The sequence below is a fragment of the Sphingobacterium faecale genome, assembly GCF_016746095.1.
Lineage (GTDB): Bacteria > Bacteroidota > Bacteroidia > Sphingobacteriales > Sphingobacteriaceae > Sphingobacterium > Sphingobacterium faecale.
Genome location: NZ_JAERTY010000002.1, coordinates 234,935 through 252,754, shown reverse-complemented (window position 1 = coordinate 252,754; position 17,820 = coordinate 234,935). Strand labels below are relative to the sequence as shown.

General features: G+C 39.9%; 17 protein-coding genes. 16 read left to right on the top strand and 1 reads right to left on the bottom strand.

The features are described 5' to 3' along the window. The first annotated feature begins 87 nt into the window (after nucleotides 1-87). From JKG61_RS04075 to JKG61_RS04060, 4 genes are all read left to right on the top strand, one after another. Complete coding sequence (locus tag JKG61_RS04075) at nucleotides 88-2,409, top strand: ABC transporter permease (RefSeq protein WP_202101717.1); 2,322 nt, start codon at nucleotides 88-90, stop codon at nucleotides 2,407-2,409. 21 nt (nucleotides 2,410-2,430) lie between these two features. Continuing rightward, nucleotides 2,431-4,812 (top strand): ABC transporter permease, encoded by a 2,382-nt coding sequence (locus JKG61_RS04070; RefSeq protein ID WP_202101716.1) that lies wholly within the window; start codon nucleotides 2,431-2,433, stop codon nucleotides 4,810-4,812. A gap of 123 nt (nucleotides 4,813-4,935) precedes the next feature. Then, nucleotides 4,936-5,601 (top strand): ABC transporter ATP-binding protein, encoded by a 666-nt coding sequence (locus tag JKG61_RS04065; protein ID WP_202101715.1) that lies wholly within the window; start codon nucleotides 4,936-4,938, stop codon nucleotides 5,599-5,601. Nucleotides 5,602-5,645: 44 nt separating this feature from the next. Further along, entirely contained in the window at nucleotides 5,646-6,494 is an 849-nt protein-coding gene (locus tag JKG61_RS04060; protein WP_202101714.1) for a transglutaminase-like domain-containing protein, read from the top strand. Here the strand turns inward: JKG61_RS04060 and JKG61_RS04055 are convergent. Then, entirely contained in the window at nucleotides 6,491-7,606 is a 1,116-nt protein-coding gene (locus JKG61_RS04055; protein ID WP_202101713.1) for a hypothetical protein, read from the bottom strand. The genes JKG61_RS04060 and JKG61_RS04055 overlap by 4 nt on opposite strands. A 179-nt stretch (nucleotides 7,607-7,785) precedes the next feature. On the opposite strand from JKG61_RS04055, the gene JKG61_RS04050 reads away from it, so the two are divergent. The 12 genes from JKG61_RS04050 (at nucleotide 7,786) to JKG61_RS03995 (ending at nucleotide 17,749) form a co-directional block, all read left to right on the top strand. Further along, a complete protein-coding gene (locus JKG61_RS04050; RefSeq protein WP_202101712.1) occupies nucleotides 7,786-8,448 on the top strand; it encodes an epoxyqueuosine reductase QueH in 663 nt (220 codons plus the stop codon). Between the two features lie 70 nt (nucleotides 8,449-8,518). Beyond that, complete coding sequence (locus JKG61_RS04045; RefSeq protein WP_202101711.1) at nucleotides 8,519-9,061, top strand: YceD family protein; 543 nt, start codon at nucleotides 8,519-8,521, stop codon at nucleotides 9,059-9,061. A gap of 15 nt (nucleotides 9,062-9,076) precedes the next feature. Next, entirely contained in the window at nucleotides 9,077-9,268 is a 192-nt protein-coding gene (gene rpmF / locus JKG61_RS04040; RefSeq protein ID WP_021068848.1) for a 50S ribosomal protein L32, read from the top strand. A 103-nt stretch (nucleotides 9,269-9,371) separates the two neighbouring features. Continuing rightward, nucleotides 9,372-10,310 (top strand): phosphate acyltransferase PlsX, encoded by a 939-nt coding sequence (gene plsX, locus JKG61_RS04035; RefSeq protein ID WP_202101710.1) that lies wholly within the window; start codon nucleotides 9,372-9,374, stop codon nucleotides 10,308-10,310. 10 nt (nucleotides 10,311-10,320) lie between these two features. After that, nucleotides 10,321-11,310, top strand: a complete 990-nt coding sequence (locus JKG61_RS04030; RefSeq protein ID WP_202101709.1) for a beta-ketoacyl-ACP synthase III — start codon at nucleotides 10,321-10,323, stop codon at nucleotides 11,308-11,310. A gap of 152 nt (nucleotides 11,311-11,462) precedes the next feature. After that, nucleotides 11,463-11,948: an acetyl-CoA carboxylase biotin carboxyl carrier protein gene (accB, locus tag JKG61_RS04025; protein WP_202101708.1), complete on the top strand. Its 486-nt coding sequence runs from the start codon at nucleotides 11,463-11,465 to the stop codon at nucleotides 11,946-11,948. Nucleotides 11,949-12,091: 143 nt separating this feature from the next. Continuing rightward, the gene (accC, locus tag JKG61_RS04020) at nucleotides 12,092-13,447 is read left to right on the top strand and encodes an acetyl-CoA carboxylase biotin carboxylase subunit (protein ID WP_202101707.1); all 1,356 of its coding nucleotides are present in this window, start codon (nucleotides 12,092-12,094) and stop codon (nucleotides 13,445-13,447) included. 81 nt (nucleotides 13,448-13,528) lie between these two features. After that, nucleotides 13,529-14,395, top strand: coding sequence for a twin-arginine translocase subunit TatC (gene tatC, locus JKG61_RS04015; protein ID WP_202101706.1), 867 nt, complete (start codon nucleotides 13,529-13,531; stop codon nucleotides 14,393-14,395). 11 nt (nucleotides 14,396-14,406) lie between these two features. Continuing rightward, complete coding sequence (gene rpiB, locus JKG61_RS04010; RefSeq protein WP_202101705.1) at nucleotides 14,407-14,838, top strand: ribose 5-phosphate isomerase B; 432 nt, start codon at nucleotides 14,407-14,409, stop codon at nucleotides 14,836-14,838. Between the two features lie 15 nt (nucleotides 14,839-14,853). Beyond that, nucleotides 14,854-16,425 carry a M28 family peptidase gene (locus JKG61_RS04005; RefSeq protein WP_202101704.1) on the top strand — a complete coding sequence of 524 codons (1,572 nt, stop codon included), beginning with the start codon at nucleotides 14,854-14,856 and terminating at the stop codon, nucleotides 16,423-16,425. Between the two features lie 135 nt (nucleotides 16,426-16,560). Continuing rightward, nucleotides 16,561-17,472, top strand: coding sequence for a DnaJ C-terminal domain-containing protein (locus JKG61_RS04000; RefSeq protein WP_202101703.1), 912 nt, complete (start codon nucleotides 16,561-16,563; stop codon nucleotides 17,470-17,472). Nucleotide 17,473: 1 nt separating this feature from the next. Further along, on the top strand, nucleotides 17,474-17,749 hold the full coding sequence (locus tag JKG61_RS03995) for a chaperone modulator CbpM (protein WP_021068839.1): 276 nt from the start codon (nucleotides 17,474-17,476) through the stop codon (nucleotides 17,747-17,749). Nucleotides 17,750-17,820: the final 71 nt, after the last annotated feature.

Below are 17,820 nucleotides of genomic sequence, written 5' to 3'. Positions count from 1 at the left end.
TAACCCAACATGAATAAGTATTTTTTTATTTTTTTATACCGGACTTTATGGAACAACAAACTGTTTACTTCCTTAAATATTGTTGGAATGGCATTAGGATTCGCCGCATTCATTTTAGCTTATCAATATATAAATAGAGAGAAAAACTATGACCGATGGAATCCTAACTACGAAAACATCTATCGGGTAGGATTGACACACGAAGGCGAACATGTTGCTCAAACTCCATCTCCGCTTGCCAAAGCGATACGGCAACAACTACCCGAAATAGAAGAGGTAGGGCTAGTACTCGATTATAGCTACAGTAACTACCCTATATTTGGTAAAGAGACGATTAACGTTCGAAAAACACTGCTCATGGATTCCAGCGCGGCTAAGATATTCCAAATAGAAGCAGAGACGGGGCCTTTGTACAGGTCTTCTCAACAAAAAGAAGCCTCCTTGGTGAGTAAAGAGCTAGGTAGACAGCTATTTGGTAAGGATAATATCGATTTTTCTACACCGAAGCAAGTGGCTGTCCTCAGTAAAGCTTTAGGCTTGACAGAAAACATCTACGGCATATCCAAAGTACGGGATCTCTCCATTATAAATTATGACTTGCTGCTCATCAAAGAAATAGAAGGTGAACAGCATGGAAACCCATACAACTACCACACTTATATTCAGGTCTCTCCAGAAACTAAAATCCCCCAACTGACCGAAAAGATAAATCAAATCTACCACAATCAGGTTACTCAATTATCCTGGACTAAACACTCTAGTTTCGCCAATGGTGAAGTCTATCTCGATCCCCTATCCCATCTTCATCTTCGTCCCAAAAACGGTTCAAATGGGGCCTACCTAACCATATGGATATTGGGTATACTCTCTCTCTTAACACTGACACTATCGGCTATTAATTTTACCAATCTCACTTTGGCTCAAGCGCAAAGCAGGACTAAGGAAATGAGCATAAAAAAGACGTTCGGAAGTTCCACCGGATCCATCACAGTTCAGTTACTAGCTGAGGTATTCGTACAATGTTTAGCTGCGGCTCTACTTGCTTTGTTTATCATAGCCCTTTGCGGAAATATCCTACAGACCTTTTTAAATGACGATTTAATAAACTATTTATTTCATCCAGTGACACTACTACAGCTATCGCTTGCAGTCGTTATCACCACAGTCATCGCAGGGCTCTACCCATCACTGAACGTAGCCAGTTATAAAACCAGCACTACGATCAAAGACAAATTACAGGCCCACCCCAATCGATCTATTTTACGGAATTCGCTGCTAACCTTTCAATTTTTTATTGCCCTTATATTTCTGTGTGGCTCTATGCTCGTGTACCAGCAGATGCAATTTATCAAAAAAACAGATAAGGGATTCAACGCAGAGCAAGTTATCAGCTTCAAGGGGGTCGGCTGGTATTATGATGCAAAGCCCGATGGCACCTTTTATGATTTCAAAAGACGCATACAGCAAAACCCCACTATAATCTCCGTCTCGTCAGCGACAAATCTACCAGGAGGAGCAGATGTCCCTCCTAAAAAACAATTCAACTATCAAAATCGGCCTATAGAGTTGGACCATATAGGAGTTGACATAGGCTACTTCAACACATTAAATATCGAAAGTATAGCAGGTACTTCACAAGTATCCTTAGAACAACTACTGAAGGACAGTACTGCACACTATGCGGTAATCAACCAGACCGCGGCACAAGAGCTCGGGATAGAATCTCTCCATGGCACTAAAATAACGGGATGTGAGACCGTCTTCTCAGTTACAGCTATCGTAAAAGATGTAAAGGCTTATGGGTTTGAAAACAAAGTAGCCCCTACAATCTACTCCTATGGAGATGAGTGTGGACCTGGCCGATTTAAGACTTCCATGATTGTAAAAGCTAAAGCCGGCAACGTAAAAGAAGCCATAGAGACCGTAAAAGAGGAATGGGTTAAAAACCCTTCCGCGGAATCTCTACCACTGGATTATGAATTTTTAGATGCCACCTACGCCCAGCTTTATGCGAAACAAGAACAGATGGAAATACTTTTAAATGGATATACTATACTGTCCTTATTCATAGCCATGCTGGGACTATTTAGTGTGTCGGCCTATGATGTTGTCGTTCGAAATAAAGAGATTTCTATCCGAAAGGTTCTAGGAGCATCAACCAAAGATATACTTTTACATCTCCATAAACCGTATATTTATATGTTGACATTAGCCAGTATAGTCGGGATCCCCATAGCTTACCTGCTTATGAATGATTGGCTAAATAACTTTGCTTATAAAACACAGCTTTCCCCTTGGATATTTGTGATCGGGATGGGGGCCATTGCTACTACATTATCAATAATAGTAGGCTTCCAATCCCTGAAGGCAGCACGAACAAATCCTATAAAGTCTTTGAGAGATGAGTAACTATAATCAAAACAGCCAAAGATGATAAGACATTTTTTTAAAACAGCAATCCGTCACCTGTCCAAACATAAAAAACATACGCTGCTCAACGTATGGGGATTGGCGTTGGCTATAGCATGCTGTCTGTTCATTTATACCTTCATTGTATACCAACTCGGCTTTGATCGTTTCCACCGACAAAGTGACCGCATATTCATGGTTGTAAAGGATTTGAAACTGGAGCAACTCGAGCATAGTAAGGGCGGATCTTATGCCATGTACACTGCTATTGAAAAAGAAATCCCACAGGTAGAACATGTCACCCTATATATGGATAAGCAGGATCTCACGCTTAAAATAAACAATAAGTTATTTAAAACGGAGGGCAAAGCTGCATTTACAAATGCTATCTATTTTGATATCTTAAATTTCCCATGGCTGGCAGGAGATGTCCAACAGTTGAATGAACCGAATACTGTCGCACTAACCAAGGGTATCGCTGAAAGATATTTCGGCACTACAGATGCCATTGGTAAGACCATCTGGGTGGAAAGCCAACATCCGGTTACCGTGGTCGGAATTATTGACGACAGTAGAAGAAACTCGGACTTCCGCTCCGAAATCTACTTTTCATTAGCATCGGTCAAAGAACTTAAGGGAATTAAGGAGGACGGTACCTTTAGCAATTGGGGCTATACCCATACCAGTAATAATTTTCTAATGTCCTTGCACCAGTCTAACGCAAAGCCTTTGGTAGAAAAAAGCCTGCACGATCTCGTAGCTAAGTATTGGCACAAAGATGTGCTTGAGTACTATTCGTACAGACTATTAGGATTACCGGACTTTCACTTTGATAAAGATTACGGTAGCGGTACGCAAAAGTCACTATTGTTGATCCTCGGCAGCATTGGTCTTGGCATACTGGGAATGGCCTGTGTGAATTATATCAATATGATCTCTGCGCAACAACTATACCGAAGCACAGAAATGGGGATACGGAAGGCATTAGGTGGGACAAAAAAACAATTGTTCCTGCAATTTACGATAGAGACCTTATTGTTGTCACTTATCGCCTTAATACTAGCTTGGCTATTATTTTTTATCGCATTCGACTGGGCAAATAAATACCTCTTCTTAGCAGATCCTATTCAGCGAATACCTCTTGGATCTTCCTTGATTATATCCCTACTGCTATGGTGGGGAATAGCCATACTGACCAGTATTTATCCGAGTCTATTCCTTAAACAGTTACATATACAGACTGGCATAAAGAAGCTAGCACTAGGTCGATGGCACATTACTCAACGTACACTAGTCGTACTTCAAAACTCAATTGCCCTCTTATTAGTTACAGGTACTATTGTAATCGTGAGCCAGGTCCGTTATTTAAAAAATACCGACAAGGGCTTTGACCGATCATCGGTCCTGATTATTCCTATAAAAAGTGAAATGTGGAACCAAAAAGAAAAAATATCTAATCTATTACGAGAAAACCCTGCAATAATCAGCTATTCCTTTTGCGATAATCCACCATCATATGACAAAGTATGGGGCGGTACTGTACAATTTGATGATAACGCAGAATGGGAAACCTGGGCTCCACGATTTGCAATTGGAGATAGTTCCTATCTGCGTACTTTCGGCATTCACTTATTGGCCGGAAATAATTTTAATCAGGACATGAAAAATCCACAATTCTTGATTAATGAGACTATGCTTAACAAATTAGGTTATACGCATGCGCAGGATATTATCGGTAAGAATCTTATGGCCGGCGGATTGAACGACCAACATAAAGGCAAGATCATAGGTGTAGTCGCCGATTTCAGTACGCACTCCTTGAATGAAGCTATAGCGCCCACAGTATTGGGGTATAATGAAACACGGTTTAAAAATATCGCCATAAAATACGCGGGAACAGCATCGAGCAGGCTACTGAACACTCTGGAACAACAATGGAAAATCTTATATCCGAATGAGGTCTTTGAATATCACTTTTATGATGAACAGATTGCCAATCTCTATAAAAAGGAAGCGCTATTGGAAAAACTGATCTGGATTGCCGCTATGCTGTCTATTACAATCAGTACATTCGGCTTTTTAGGACTTCTATCCATCATAATTGCCAGGCGAACCAAAGAAATCGGCATACGGAAAGTTTTGGGCTCGAGCAATGTGGGTATCTTTCAACTGTTGGCAAAAGACTTTGTGCGCTGGGTACTGATTGCCTTTCTAATTTCTGCTCCCATAGCTTGGTATCTGCTCCGTAAATGGCTGGAAGATTTTACCTACCATATCACGCTAAGCTGGTGGATGTTTGTCTTAACTGGGATAATAGGTATTTTTACAACCTTACTCACCATCAGTTTTCAATCATTCAAAGCCGCAAAAACGAATCCGGTAAACTCGCTTAGAGACGAATGATCGAAACAAAGTAGCTGTTTACAGCAATAAATACTAAATACTAAATACTAAATACTAAATACTAAATACTAAATACTAAATACTAAATACTAAATACTAAATACTAAATACTAAATACTAAAAATGATTAAGCTAGAAAATATATTCAAATGGTATCAGGTCAGTGGTGCCCGTTCTTTCGTGTTAAAAGATATCAATCTACATATAGAGCAAGGAGATTTTGTGTCTATCATGGGCCCCTCTGGTTCGGGTAAATCAACATTACTTAATGTTATCGGCTTGCTTGATGAGCCCAATGAAGGAAAATATTACTTTATGGATGAAGATGTCCTTGCTCTTAAGGCGAAAAAAAGAGCGGCTCTATTTCAATCTCATATGGGATATGTTTTTCAATCTTATCATCTCATTGACGAACTTACCGTTTACGAAAATATAGAGACACCACTTATCTATAAAAATCTATCCAGCAAAGAACGTAAAGCAATTGTTGCTGATATGCTGGACCGTTTCGGTATCGTAGGTAAAAAGGACCTTTTCCCTTCTCAGCTCTCTGGTGGACAGCAGCAGGTAGTAGGTATCGCTAGAGCTCTGGCCGGCTCACCTAAGCTTTTACTCGCAGATGAACCTACGGGCAACCTCAACTCCAAGCAAGGCGAGCACATCATGTCCCTCTTTAAACAGTTGAATGAAGAAGGTGTCACCATCATACAGGTAACCCATTCCGAGAAAAATGCAGAATATGGCCATCGCATCGTGAATCTGCTGGATGGTCAATTAAAAGACATATAACAACCAAATATTGCGCAAGAACTTTCTTTTTTGTAAATTGGTACATGAAGGAAGCGGAATTGAAAGCACTTATTTCATTGTTGGATGATCCCGACGTGGAGATTTTCAATCAGGTCGAGCAGCAATTGATTATATATGGACCTGAAGTTGTTCCCCAACTCGAGGCGAGTTGGGAGTCCTCTTTTGACCCTTTGTCCCAGACCCGCATTGAGAACATTATCCATAAAATCCAATTTGAACAGGTTCAAAATGATCTTCAACTTTGGGCTCTCCAGAATAACGATGATCTTTTGGAAGGACTCTTGATAGTCAATCGATACCAATACCCCAACTTGGATGAAAATATCGTTCAATATCAATTAGCTGAATTGCGACGGAATGCATGGTTTCAGCTGATGTATGATATGAGTCCGTTAGAAAAGGTAAAACTCCTGAATAATATTATTTTCAGAGAGTTTGGCCTTTCAGGAAATACCACAAATTATCATGACCCTCAGAACTCGTTTTTACATAAAGTACTGGAAACAAAAAAAGGAAATCCAATTTCCCTCGCCTGTATCTATAGTATTGTTGCTCAAAAACTTGATATCCCTATCTATGGCATCAACTTGCCAAAACATTTTGTGGTTGCCTATATCGAAGAAGAGCATCAGAGCCCATTGTTTTACATCAATGTATTCAACCGAGGACAAGTCATGAAGCACGATGATATTTATTCATTTCTGAAACAGCTTAACCTCCCACCAAAAGAAGAATTTACTTTGCCCTGCTCTAACATAGCTATTATTAAACGTGTATTAAGAAACTTAACAACAGCTTACGACAACCTGGGCAATATGCAGAAAAAGGAAGAAATATCTTCCTTATTAAATCTCTTGAACGATTTCAACTAGCGAGAATCTAAGGATATGGATTGCGGAGGTCTATTATCGAAATTTAATTCATCTTTAGGTGCAACATTCCCATCTGCACTGATCAGGAAACGGAACACACGTCTGGCAGCGGGATCGGCTACGAAAAAATACTTCGCATCTGCCTTTCCATCTATAGCGACATCGGAAGGTTCCTTCAATCTCGTCAAATCTCCGGCTATGATACGCGTAGGCACGATATCCTGAGCACTTGTATACTGCGAGAATTTTTCAAAGATCAAAATCCGACCAACAGCCTGGCCTGACCCCGAAGATGTACTATAATCTGTAGCCATTAGGATATCCGCCGATTTCGAATAACTTATTCCTCTTATATTATTAGCCCCTTGAATCTTCAACAGATAGTTATCTGACTCCTCCATAATCGAGTCGCCATTCTGTAACAACTTATTAATAAAACCTTTATAAACGACTATAGCCCCATCATTTTCTTCGGCTTTGGAAATCAGCAAGTCCTTCTCGATTGCGATCACACCCCAAGGATTGTGAGTAAGCTTCATCCTATAACGGGGGCGTGAAAATCGGCCGGTAGTACCCGGCCCCTTGACGGCAAATAAGGTATAATTAGGAACTGGAGTACCATTCGTTGTATCAGAAGCATTCGCAAACAACAGATAGTCTTCTGATAATTTGACATCATTCACAACAGCATAATACAACCCCCTTACTTTATCATATATCCGATTAGTCGCGCTAGTCTTGTTATCAAGCACCCCTGTCTTGCTGATCCCCATCACATGTACTGATGTATCCAGATCGGAGGTAGGGTTCATACTACCTTGAAAAATCCTACCTCCTTTAAAAGGACTATAATGAATCATTCTTCCTCCTTTTGCAGCAGAGGTAAACGGGCGATAATCTTCTCGTTTGGGCAGTTCTTCGGCATCTACATTATCTACCGGCCAAACATTAAAAATAGATGGTGCAGCCGAGCTTGCTGCATAATCCGAGGTAGACACGTACAACCTAGAAATGGATCTACGTTCGCGCTCGGGCTCATCATCATCCCGTTTACAGCTACCTACAGAAATCAGTATACATCCTGCTATTATACTAAAGAGAAAGTTCTTCATACTACATCTTGATTCTTATATGCAAACTTATATAAAATGCTTTGTATTCATGCATGCCTAGCAGAAAATTCACACTTTATAACATAACAACGAATAAACAGCCCAAATTGCCACATCTACAATAAAACTTTCTAATGTAGAGAGTTTTCCGTAAAATTGCACTTTGGAAGGAAATGAAAATGGATAGCAACAACAAATTAGTAAGGGAAAAATTAAGCCTACCCAAGCGTGGAAAAAGGCTATTACTGCACTCATGCTGTGCTCCCTGTGCTGGAGAAGTGATGGAAGCCCTCATCGCTTCAGACATTGACTTTACCATTTATTTTTACAACCCCAATATACATCCAAGGAAAGAATATGACATACGCAAAGAGGAAAATATCCGCTTTGCAGAGAAGCACAACATACCATTCATTGATGCAGACTATGATGTAGATCATTGGTTTGATCTTGCTAAGGGTATGGAAAACGAACCGGAGAAAGGAATACGATGCACGATGTGTTTTGATATGCGTTTCGAAAAAACAGCGGAGTATGCTGCTGCACATGGTTTTGATGTGATTTCGAGTTCATTGGGGATCTCTCGTTGGAAAAACATGGAGCAGATCAATGATTGTGGCGTTCGTGCAGCTTCACGACACCCGGAAATGGAATATTGGACGCTCAACTGGCGCAAAAAAGGTGGATCGGCCCGTATGCTCGAAATCAGCAAACGTGAAAAATTCTATATGCAAGAATATTGTGGCTGCGCGTACTCGCTCCGTGACACTAACAAATGGCGCATGGCCAATGGCCGGGACAAAATAGAATTAGGCGTTAAATATTACGGAGACGAGGAATAAAAAATATTTTCTAAAATTAATTGCATCCTTGATTTTAAAACATTAATTTTGCAGGCTCAAATACAGGATTGTGAAGTATCTAAAACAATATAGAATACCTTTTTCAGGACTTGCGGCGGGGATACATGATTTTGATTTTGAGATTGATGACAAGTTCTTTGACTGCTTTGAGCATTCATTAGTAAAAAAAGGAAAACTTCTTGCTAAAGTTTCATTACAAAAGCAAGAGACCATGCTGATTGTCAATTTCGACATACAGGGCAGGATTTTTCTACAGTGTGATGTATGTCTAACGGAATTCGAGTCTCCACTTCATTTTACGGAACGAGTAATCGTAAAGTTTATAAATGAAGAATGGGACAACGAGACAGAAGAGGTCATTGTCTTGAACAAGACAGACCATGAACTGGACATTGCGAATTTGCTATACGAATACGTCAATGTACAAGTCCCTTACTATGCAAAGTGTAGCGAACAAGGTGAAAACATATCCTGTGACCCCGAAATGCTAGCAAAGATAAGCGGCACAGTAGATGCAGAAGAACAGTCAACAACAGAGAGTGAAAGTATAGACCCACGTTGGGCAGCATTAAAGAATATTAAAAACAATTAAAAAACATAATACGAGATGGCACATCCAAAACGTAAAACTTCGAAATCGAGAAGAGACAAAAGAAGAACACATTATAAGGCTGAAAGACCTACATTGACTGTATGTAAAGAAACTGGTGCTGTACACGTACCACACAAAGCATACGAAGTAGATGGCAATTTATACTACAACGGTAAATTGATTATCGAGAACACAGCCGCTGTCTAAAAAATATCTTTTGAAAAACATCCCAAAAAAGCTTAATTATTTAACATTTTGCTTTAACTTGGGATGTTTTTTGCGTATTATTGATTTAGAAAAATAATAACGGATGAAGATCGGATTAGACGTCTTGGGAGGAGATTATGCTCCAAATTCCACAATTCTTGGTGCTATAGAAGCCCAAAAAGTTCTTAAAAATGATCAACGTATAGTGTTGATCGGAAATGAAGAAGATAGTAGAAATCGAATAATAGAAGCTGGAGTAGACCCCTTACTATTTGACTATATTCATGCGCCCGAGAACATTTCGATGCATGAACACCCCACCAAAGCTATCACACAGAAGCCAAACTCAAGCGTAGCTAAGGGCTTTGAGCTATTAAAAAACGGAGAGATAGATTCTTTCTCATCTGCCGGAAATACAGGCGCCATGCTCGTAGGCGCTATGTTCAGTGTAAAAACAATCCCTGGTGTATTAAGACCCGCAATAGCGACGAATGTACCTAAACTTAAAAATGGATACGGAATCCTACTTGATGTAGGTGCCAATGCGGACTGTAAACCCGAAATGTTAAATCAATTTGCCATTTTAGGTAGTCTGTACTCCGAGCATGTCTATGGTGTCCCAAATCCCAAAGTAGGTCTTCTAAACATCGGAGAAGAAGAAGAAAAAGGAAATATCTTGACCATATCGACCTATCCCCTATTAAAATCCAATCCAAAAATCAATTTCATAGGCAATGCCGAAGGACGTGATCTTTTCACTGATCAAGCAGATGTATATGTTTGCGATGGATACACGGGCAATGTGGTCTTGAAGTTAGCCGAGTCTTTTTATGTAGTAACATTGAAGAAAGGCTTTAAGGATGACTTTTTTGACAGGTTCAACTACGAGCGATATGGCGGAAGTCCTATTTTAGGAGTGAATGCTCCAGTTATTATAGGACACGGTATATCTACTCCCGAAGCTATCAAAAACATGCTATTACTATCCAAAGATATGATAGAGTCTAAATTTATAGACAAGATCAGATCTGCTTTTAACTAAGATAATTATTATGTCTAAAATTCATGCAGCCATTACGGCCGTAAATGGTTATGTTCCGGACTATGTATTGACAAATAAGGAACTGGAAACAATGGTTGAAACCAATGACGAGTGGATTGTCTCTCGTACTGGAATCAAAGAGCGTCGCATTCTAAAGGGGGAAGGGCTTGCAACATCGGATCTAGCAGTTCCCGCTGTCAACGGATTACTTGAAAAAAGAGGAATCACTGCTGCAGATATCGATTTGATCATTTTCTGTACCAGTACGCCAGACATGCTATTTCCTGCGACAGCAAATATTTTGGCTGATAAAATTGGGGCAAAGAATGCGTGGGGTTATGATTTACAAGCTGCCTGTTCGGGTTTCTTATTCGGATTGACTACAGGTTCACAATTTATAGAATCTGGAAAACACAAAAAAGTATTGGTTGTTGGCGCTGATAAAATGTCATCGGTCGTAAACTATCAAGACCGTAATACGTGTATCCTATTTGGTGATGGTTGTGGTGCAGTCCTTTTAGAACCCAACACCGAAGGTAATGGAATACAAGATACAATCTTAAAAACAGATGGCTCTGGCGGTCAGTTTTTAAACATTAAAGGAGGAGGTTCGTTAAACCCAGCATCTCATGAGACAGTTGAAGCCGGTTTACACTATGCTTACCAAGAAGGGAAAACTGTCTTTAAATTTGCCGTCACCAATATGGCGGACGTAGCCCATGATATCATGGTGCGCAATCAACTAACCGCTGATGACATTGCTTGGCTGGTACCGCATCAAGCTAACAAACGAATCATCGATGCTACGGCTGAACGAGCAGGTCTTCCAGAAGAAAAAGTTATGGTGAATATCCATAAATATGGTAATACAACAAGTGGCACTATTCCACTTTGTTTATGGGAGTGGGAAAGCCAACTAAAAAAAGGAGACAACTTGATTCTAGCTGCATTTGGTGGCGGTTTCACTTGGGGCTCAGTATATTTAAAATGGGCCTACTAAAAATAGAGCCTTTTCTAGAAAGAATGTATTCGAGCGTATTGAGAACTGCATAACTTGTTCGTTACCTAGCAATAGCTAGTTCCTAAAAAACTTTTATGTATCTTTATGCGCTATTTTAAAAATTAAATAAACAAAATAAAACCTACTGAAGTATGAGTATGGATATCAAACAAATTCAAGATCTGATTAAATTCGTATCGAAATCAGGTGTGAATGAAGTATCGATTGAAGAAAAAGATTTCAAGATCACGATAAAAACAAATCAGGAACCAACGTACGTTACAGCATCTTTACCTGCTGTTGCACCTGTTGCTGTCCAAAGTGCACCAGCACCTGTAGCGCCAGTGGCAGCACCTGTAACCGTAGTTGCGACACCTGCTGCTGATGATGAATCTCATTTCATTACGGTAAAATCTCCGATGATCGGCACGTTCTATCGTTCTGCCGGTCCAGATAAAGCTCCATTTGTAAATGTAGGTGATGATATTACACCAGGAAAAGTAACTTGTATTGTTGAAGCAATGAAATTGTTCAATGAGATCGAGTCAGAAGTGTCCGGTAAAATTGTAAAAATATTAGTGAACGACGCTCAACCTGTCGAATACGATCAACCTTTATTCTTAGTCGATCCAAGATAATATCTAGCTGCTTTTTGAGCAGCTTTTTTGAATTTAGGAGAATGGGATTCATTGTGCACGATGTCGATGTTTCCCTTTCTTTCTAAAAAATATGCTATACGGAACAAAACATGCCGTATAAAGTGTTAATCAAGTCATTCACTATGTTCAAAAAAATATTAATAGCAAATAGAGGCGAAATCGCATTACGTATCATCCGCACTTGTCGGGAGATGGGAATCAAGAGTGTAGCCGTATATTCAACAGCAGACAGAGACAGTCTTCACGTGCGATTTGCAGATGAAGCAGTCTGTATCGGCCCCCCAGCGAGTAAAGACTCCTATCTTAATATACCCAATATCATTGCAGCTGCTGAACTTACGAACGCAGATGCCATACACCCTGGCTACGGTTTCTTGTCTGAGAATGCCAAATTCTCTGCTATCTGTGCAGAATATGGTATTAAATTCATTGGCGCGACTGCAGATCAGATCGAAAAAATGGGCGATAAGTCATCCGCTAAAGATACCATGAAAAAAGCTGGTGTACCTACTGTACCTGGTTCAGCAGGACTTATTCCAGACGTAAAAACAGGTATTGAATTAGCTAAAGAAATCGGTTACCCCGTTATTATCAAAGCTACTGCAGGTGGTGGTGGCCGCGGTATGCGTATTATTTGGAAGGATGAAGAGTTTGAGCCAAGCTGGGACTCCGCTCGTCAAGAATCTGCAGCAGCATTTGGAAATGATGGTATCTATCTTGAAAAATATGTAGAAGAACCTCGTCATATCGAAATACAAGTAATCGGCGACCAATACGGTACTGTATGCCACCTTTCAGAGAGAGACTGTTCTATTCAACGTCGTCATCAAAAGTTGGTAGAGGAAGCTCCTTCTCCATTCATCACACCAGAATTACGTGCTAAAATGGGAGAAGCTGCCATTAAAGGCGCGCAAGCGGTTAAATATGAAGGTGCTGGTACCATAGAATTTTTGGTAGACAAACACCGTAATTTTTACTTTATGGAAATGAATACCCGTATTCAAGTAGAGCACCCTGTCACCGAAGAGGTCATTAATTTTGACTTGATCAAAGAGCAGATCAAAGTTGCAGCAGGTATTCCTATTTCTGGAAAAAGTTATGAACCGACAATGCATGCTATCGAATGTCGTATAAATGCAGAAGATCCTTTCAACAACTTCCGCCCATCACCAGGAAAAATTACGAACTTCCACTCACCGGGAGGTCACGGTGTACGTGTAGACACGCATGTCTATGCGGGATACACCATCCCTTCAAACTATGACTCCATGATTGCTAAGTTAATCTGCGTCGCACAGACAAGAGAGGAAGCTATAAGCACGATGGAACGGGCATTGAGTGAGTTTGTCATAGAAGGTGTTAAGACCACGATCCCATTGCACCTACGGTTAATGCGTGATCCAAATTTTAGAGCAGGTAATTTTACCACAAAATTCATGGAGACGTTTGACTTAACAGAATATCCAGACGAAGATTAAACGTAAAATTTTTGTTTTATATTAAAAAATACCATTCTTCTCCTAAAGAATGGTATTTTTGTTTTCTATACAAACACCAATATGTCTAGTAAAAAACTAATTGATGCCATCAAAGAAAAAGGAAAGAATATAGAAGCCGAAATGTCATTTTTTGAACATTTGGAGGTTCTTAGATGGCACATCATCCGTTCCGTTATAGCCATTATTATTTTTGCTATCTTATCATTCACATTTTACGATTTTGTTTTTAATCAGATCATCATGGGTCCAAAGAACCTTGACTTCTGGACATATCGTATGATGTGCAAGCTCGCTGATACTTTTAACCTAGATGATTTTTGCGTACAGCGCATCCCCTTCAACATCATTAGTACCGAGTTGACTGGGCAATTTATGTTGCAGATCAACTCCTGTTTATTAATGGCTGTAGCATTAGGCTTCCCCTATCTTCTCTTTGAAGTGTGGCTATTTATTAAACCTGCGCTTACGGATGTAGAACAGAAATCTGCTCGCGGATTTGTTTTCTACGCTACACTATTATTTGTATTAGGAGCTTTATTCGGATATTATATTGTCGTTCCTCTATCTATCAATTTCTTGGCCAACATCTCATTAAGTGCGGAGATAACGAATCAGATCACTATTGACAACTACTTGTCCACTGTAGCCACACTCACATTGGGATGTGGAGTTGTATTTCTACTGCCTATACTGATCTTTATCCTATCAAAACTAGGTATCATGACACCACAATTCATGCGTGCAAGTAGACGATATGCAGCGGTAATCATACTCGTAATAGCAGCCGTAATTACACCATCAGCAGATGTCATTACAATGCTTACAGTAGCTGCACCTATGTTCCTACTATATGAGATCAGTATCATGGTTTCCTCGAAAGTGAAGAAAGAAAAAGAATTAAAGGAGAAAGAATTTTATAAAAGTTAATTATTAGAGAAATGAAAATAGCAATAGGTAGCGACCACGCTGGGTTTGATTATAAAGAAGAAATCATTGCATACTTAAAGGAACTGGGGCATGAAGTTCAGGACTTTGGACCATCAACAGCGGATTCTGTAGACTACCCTGACTTTGCCCATCCTGTAGCTACATCGATAGAGAATGCGAAAAATGAGCTCGGTGTTCTGATCTGTGGAAGTGCAAATGGTGTAGCTATTACAGCCAATAAACATCAGGGGATACGTGCTGCGATTGCTTGGCAAAATGAAATAGCGGCGCTAGCCCGTCAGCATAATAATGCCAACATTATCTGTATTCCTGCCCGTTTTGTCGATCTAGACCTCGCAAAAAAAATAACACAGACTTTCCTGACGACAGACTTCGAAGGTGGGCGACATGCTAATCGTGTCAATAAAATTGCTTGTAGTTAAATCAACGTGAAAATCATGAAAAAACTGTTTTCTATTTTATTGATCCTACCTGCGCTATATAGCTGCAGTCTCGCTCAGGTACAAAAAAAATATGGAGAACTTATAACCGAAGAGAGTTCTCGCAATCACCTCACGATACTCGCCAGCAAAGAGTTTGAAGGAAGAGGTACAGGACAAGAAGGCGGAAGAAAAGCTGCAAATTATATTGCCGAACACTTCAAAAGCTACGGTTTACAACCCATCGTTAATGGCAATTCTTTTTTTCAACCCGTCTCCTTATTGCGAACAGAACATGTCGTAAAAAGTTTTAGTATTGACCAGGCTCCATTTGAGAATGGAAAAGATTTTTATGTACAGGGAGACAATGATATTGAGAAGTTCTCTTCGCAGGAAATAGTTTTCGTTGGTTATGGTCTTCAACATCCTTCTTACAACGAACTTAAGTCCACAGACATTAAAGGTAAAGTTATTCTAGTATTGAACGAAGGAGAACCATTCGACGACAATGGGAACTCTCTTTTAACAGGAAACAGTAACGAATCCGAATGGTCTAAAAGTCGTTTCAAAAGAATCCAGGAACTTGTCAAATTAGAGCCCAAGCTCATCTTGGCCACTACTCCCCTCGTCGCAGGTATGCTCAACAGAATGAAAGGCCGATCATCTTCCGCTCGTATTACACTTGGCAACAACACCATCAACCGCACGATTTCTCAACCCATTCCTATCGTTAATATCAGTGAAAAAGTTGCTAATCAAATCCTATCCAAGGCTAATAGTTCATTAGCTTCGTTTAAGAAACAGGCCAATAAGGGCATTCAATCACCAATGATTATAAAAAGTCATTTAGAAGCTGAAATGGGAGTAAATCAAGAAAAGCTCGATGATCCCAACGTACTTGGCCTACTAGAAGGTTCTGATTTAAAAAACGAAGTTATGGTCATCTGCGGGCATTATGACCACGATGGTATCCTACCTGATGGGACATTCTTTCCTGGTGCAGACGATAACGGTTCCGGAACTGTTGCTGTCTTGGAATTAGCCAGAGCCTTTTCTACAGCCAAAAAAGAAGGAAAAGGACCGCGAAGAAGCATTCTTTTCATCGGACTAGCGGCCGAAGAAAAAGGCCTCTTAGGATCCAAGTTTTATGTAGAAAACCCTATCATCCCGTTAGCAAATACAGTGGCCTGTATCAATATTGACATGATTGGCCGCATCGATGATAAGCATCTTAATGGTGATCACAATTATATCCATGCTATAGGGCTCGATAAACTCAGTTCAGAATTACAACAAGTTACGGAGAAAGCCAATAAAGACTTTGTACAGATTGGATTAGACTACTCTTATAATGACCCCAATGAACCCATGCGGCTGTATTATCGTTCGGACCATTATAATTTTGCACAAAAGGGAATTCCTTCGGCTTTTTTCTTCTCGGGTCTACACCCCCACTATCATACGCCAGAAGATACTGTCGACAAAATAGACTTCCCAATGATGGTAAAACGTGAAAAATTAATTTTCTATACTGCTTGGGAAATCGCCAACAGATCGAAAAGACTCGTGGTTGATAGTAATAAAAAATAACCACATCTCATACAAAAAGTAAAGCCGTCTTGATTCAGGACGGCTTTACTTTTTCCCCAGTCTGAAGTACTAAATCGCAAAACAATAATAAACAAATCACTAATCCGTTTGTTTATTAAGCATCAACCCATAATTATGGCATTTGTAGACTATTATAGTACATTGGGGCTTGACAAAACAGCAAGCCAAGAAGACATTAAAAAGGCTTACCGAAAGTTAGCACGAAAATATCATCCTGATCTAAACCCTGATGATGAAACTGCAAAAAAGAAATTCCAAGAACTCAATGAGGCCAATGAGGTACTGACAGATCCGGAGAAAAGACGAAAGTATGATCAGTATGGTGAAAATTGGAAACATGGCGAGGAGTACGAGCAGACACAGCAGCAATATAGAGGAAGATCCAGTGGAGCGGGGCAACAAAATCCTTTCGAGGGCTTTGATTACAATGGAAATTATGAAACCGGTGAATATTCCGACTTTTTCGAGCAGTTGTTCGGATCAAGGTTTGGCACAGGTCGTAAAAGTTCTTTTAAAGGGCAAGACTATAATGCCGAAGTAGAATTGACGTTACCACAGGCTAGCAGTACACATCAGCAGACATTTACCGTGAATGGGAAGAATATTCGCATCACAATTCCTGCGGGAGTACAGGATGGCCAGAAGATACGCCTCAAAGGACAGGGCGCTGCGGGTGTAAATGGGGGACCCAATGGAGATCTCTATATCACTTTTCATATTACTCCGGATCCACGCTTTGCCCGCCAAGGGGATGACCTGTATACCAAAGTGGAAATAGATTTATTCACTGCCCTGCTTGGGGGAGAGGCTATTATTGAGACGCTCAACGGAAAAATAAAGGTCAAGATAAAATCAGGTATGCAGAACGGGGGGAAAATACGTTTGAAAGAAAAAGGATTCCCTATTTACAAAAAGGAAGGTCAATTTGGTGATTTTTATGCCGAAGTCATGGTAAAAATACCAACTGATCTTAATGGTGAACAAAAAAAACTATTTGAACAAGCCGCCGCTTTAAACAAAAAATAACATGGAAGCTACATTATTTAAAATAGTCGATATCTGCAGGTCTAATAATATTGAAATTGCTTTTATTAAAGAGCTACACCAGAACGGTCTTATAGAAATTACGGTTATAGAAAGTCAGGAATTTGTACACGAAGATCAAGTTGCACAGATTCAAAAATACCAAAATTGGTACTATGATCTAGAACTTAATATCCAAGGAATAGAAATTGTCCAGCAACTTCTGCATAAGATTGAGTCCCTAAAAAGTCAGATACAAACCCTGAAAAGATTACACTAATACCTTCACGTAAATGTAAACTACGCCAAGTTTCCTCTTAATAAGGTCATAATCAATATCCCTACGCCTCT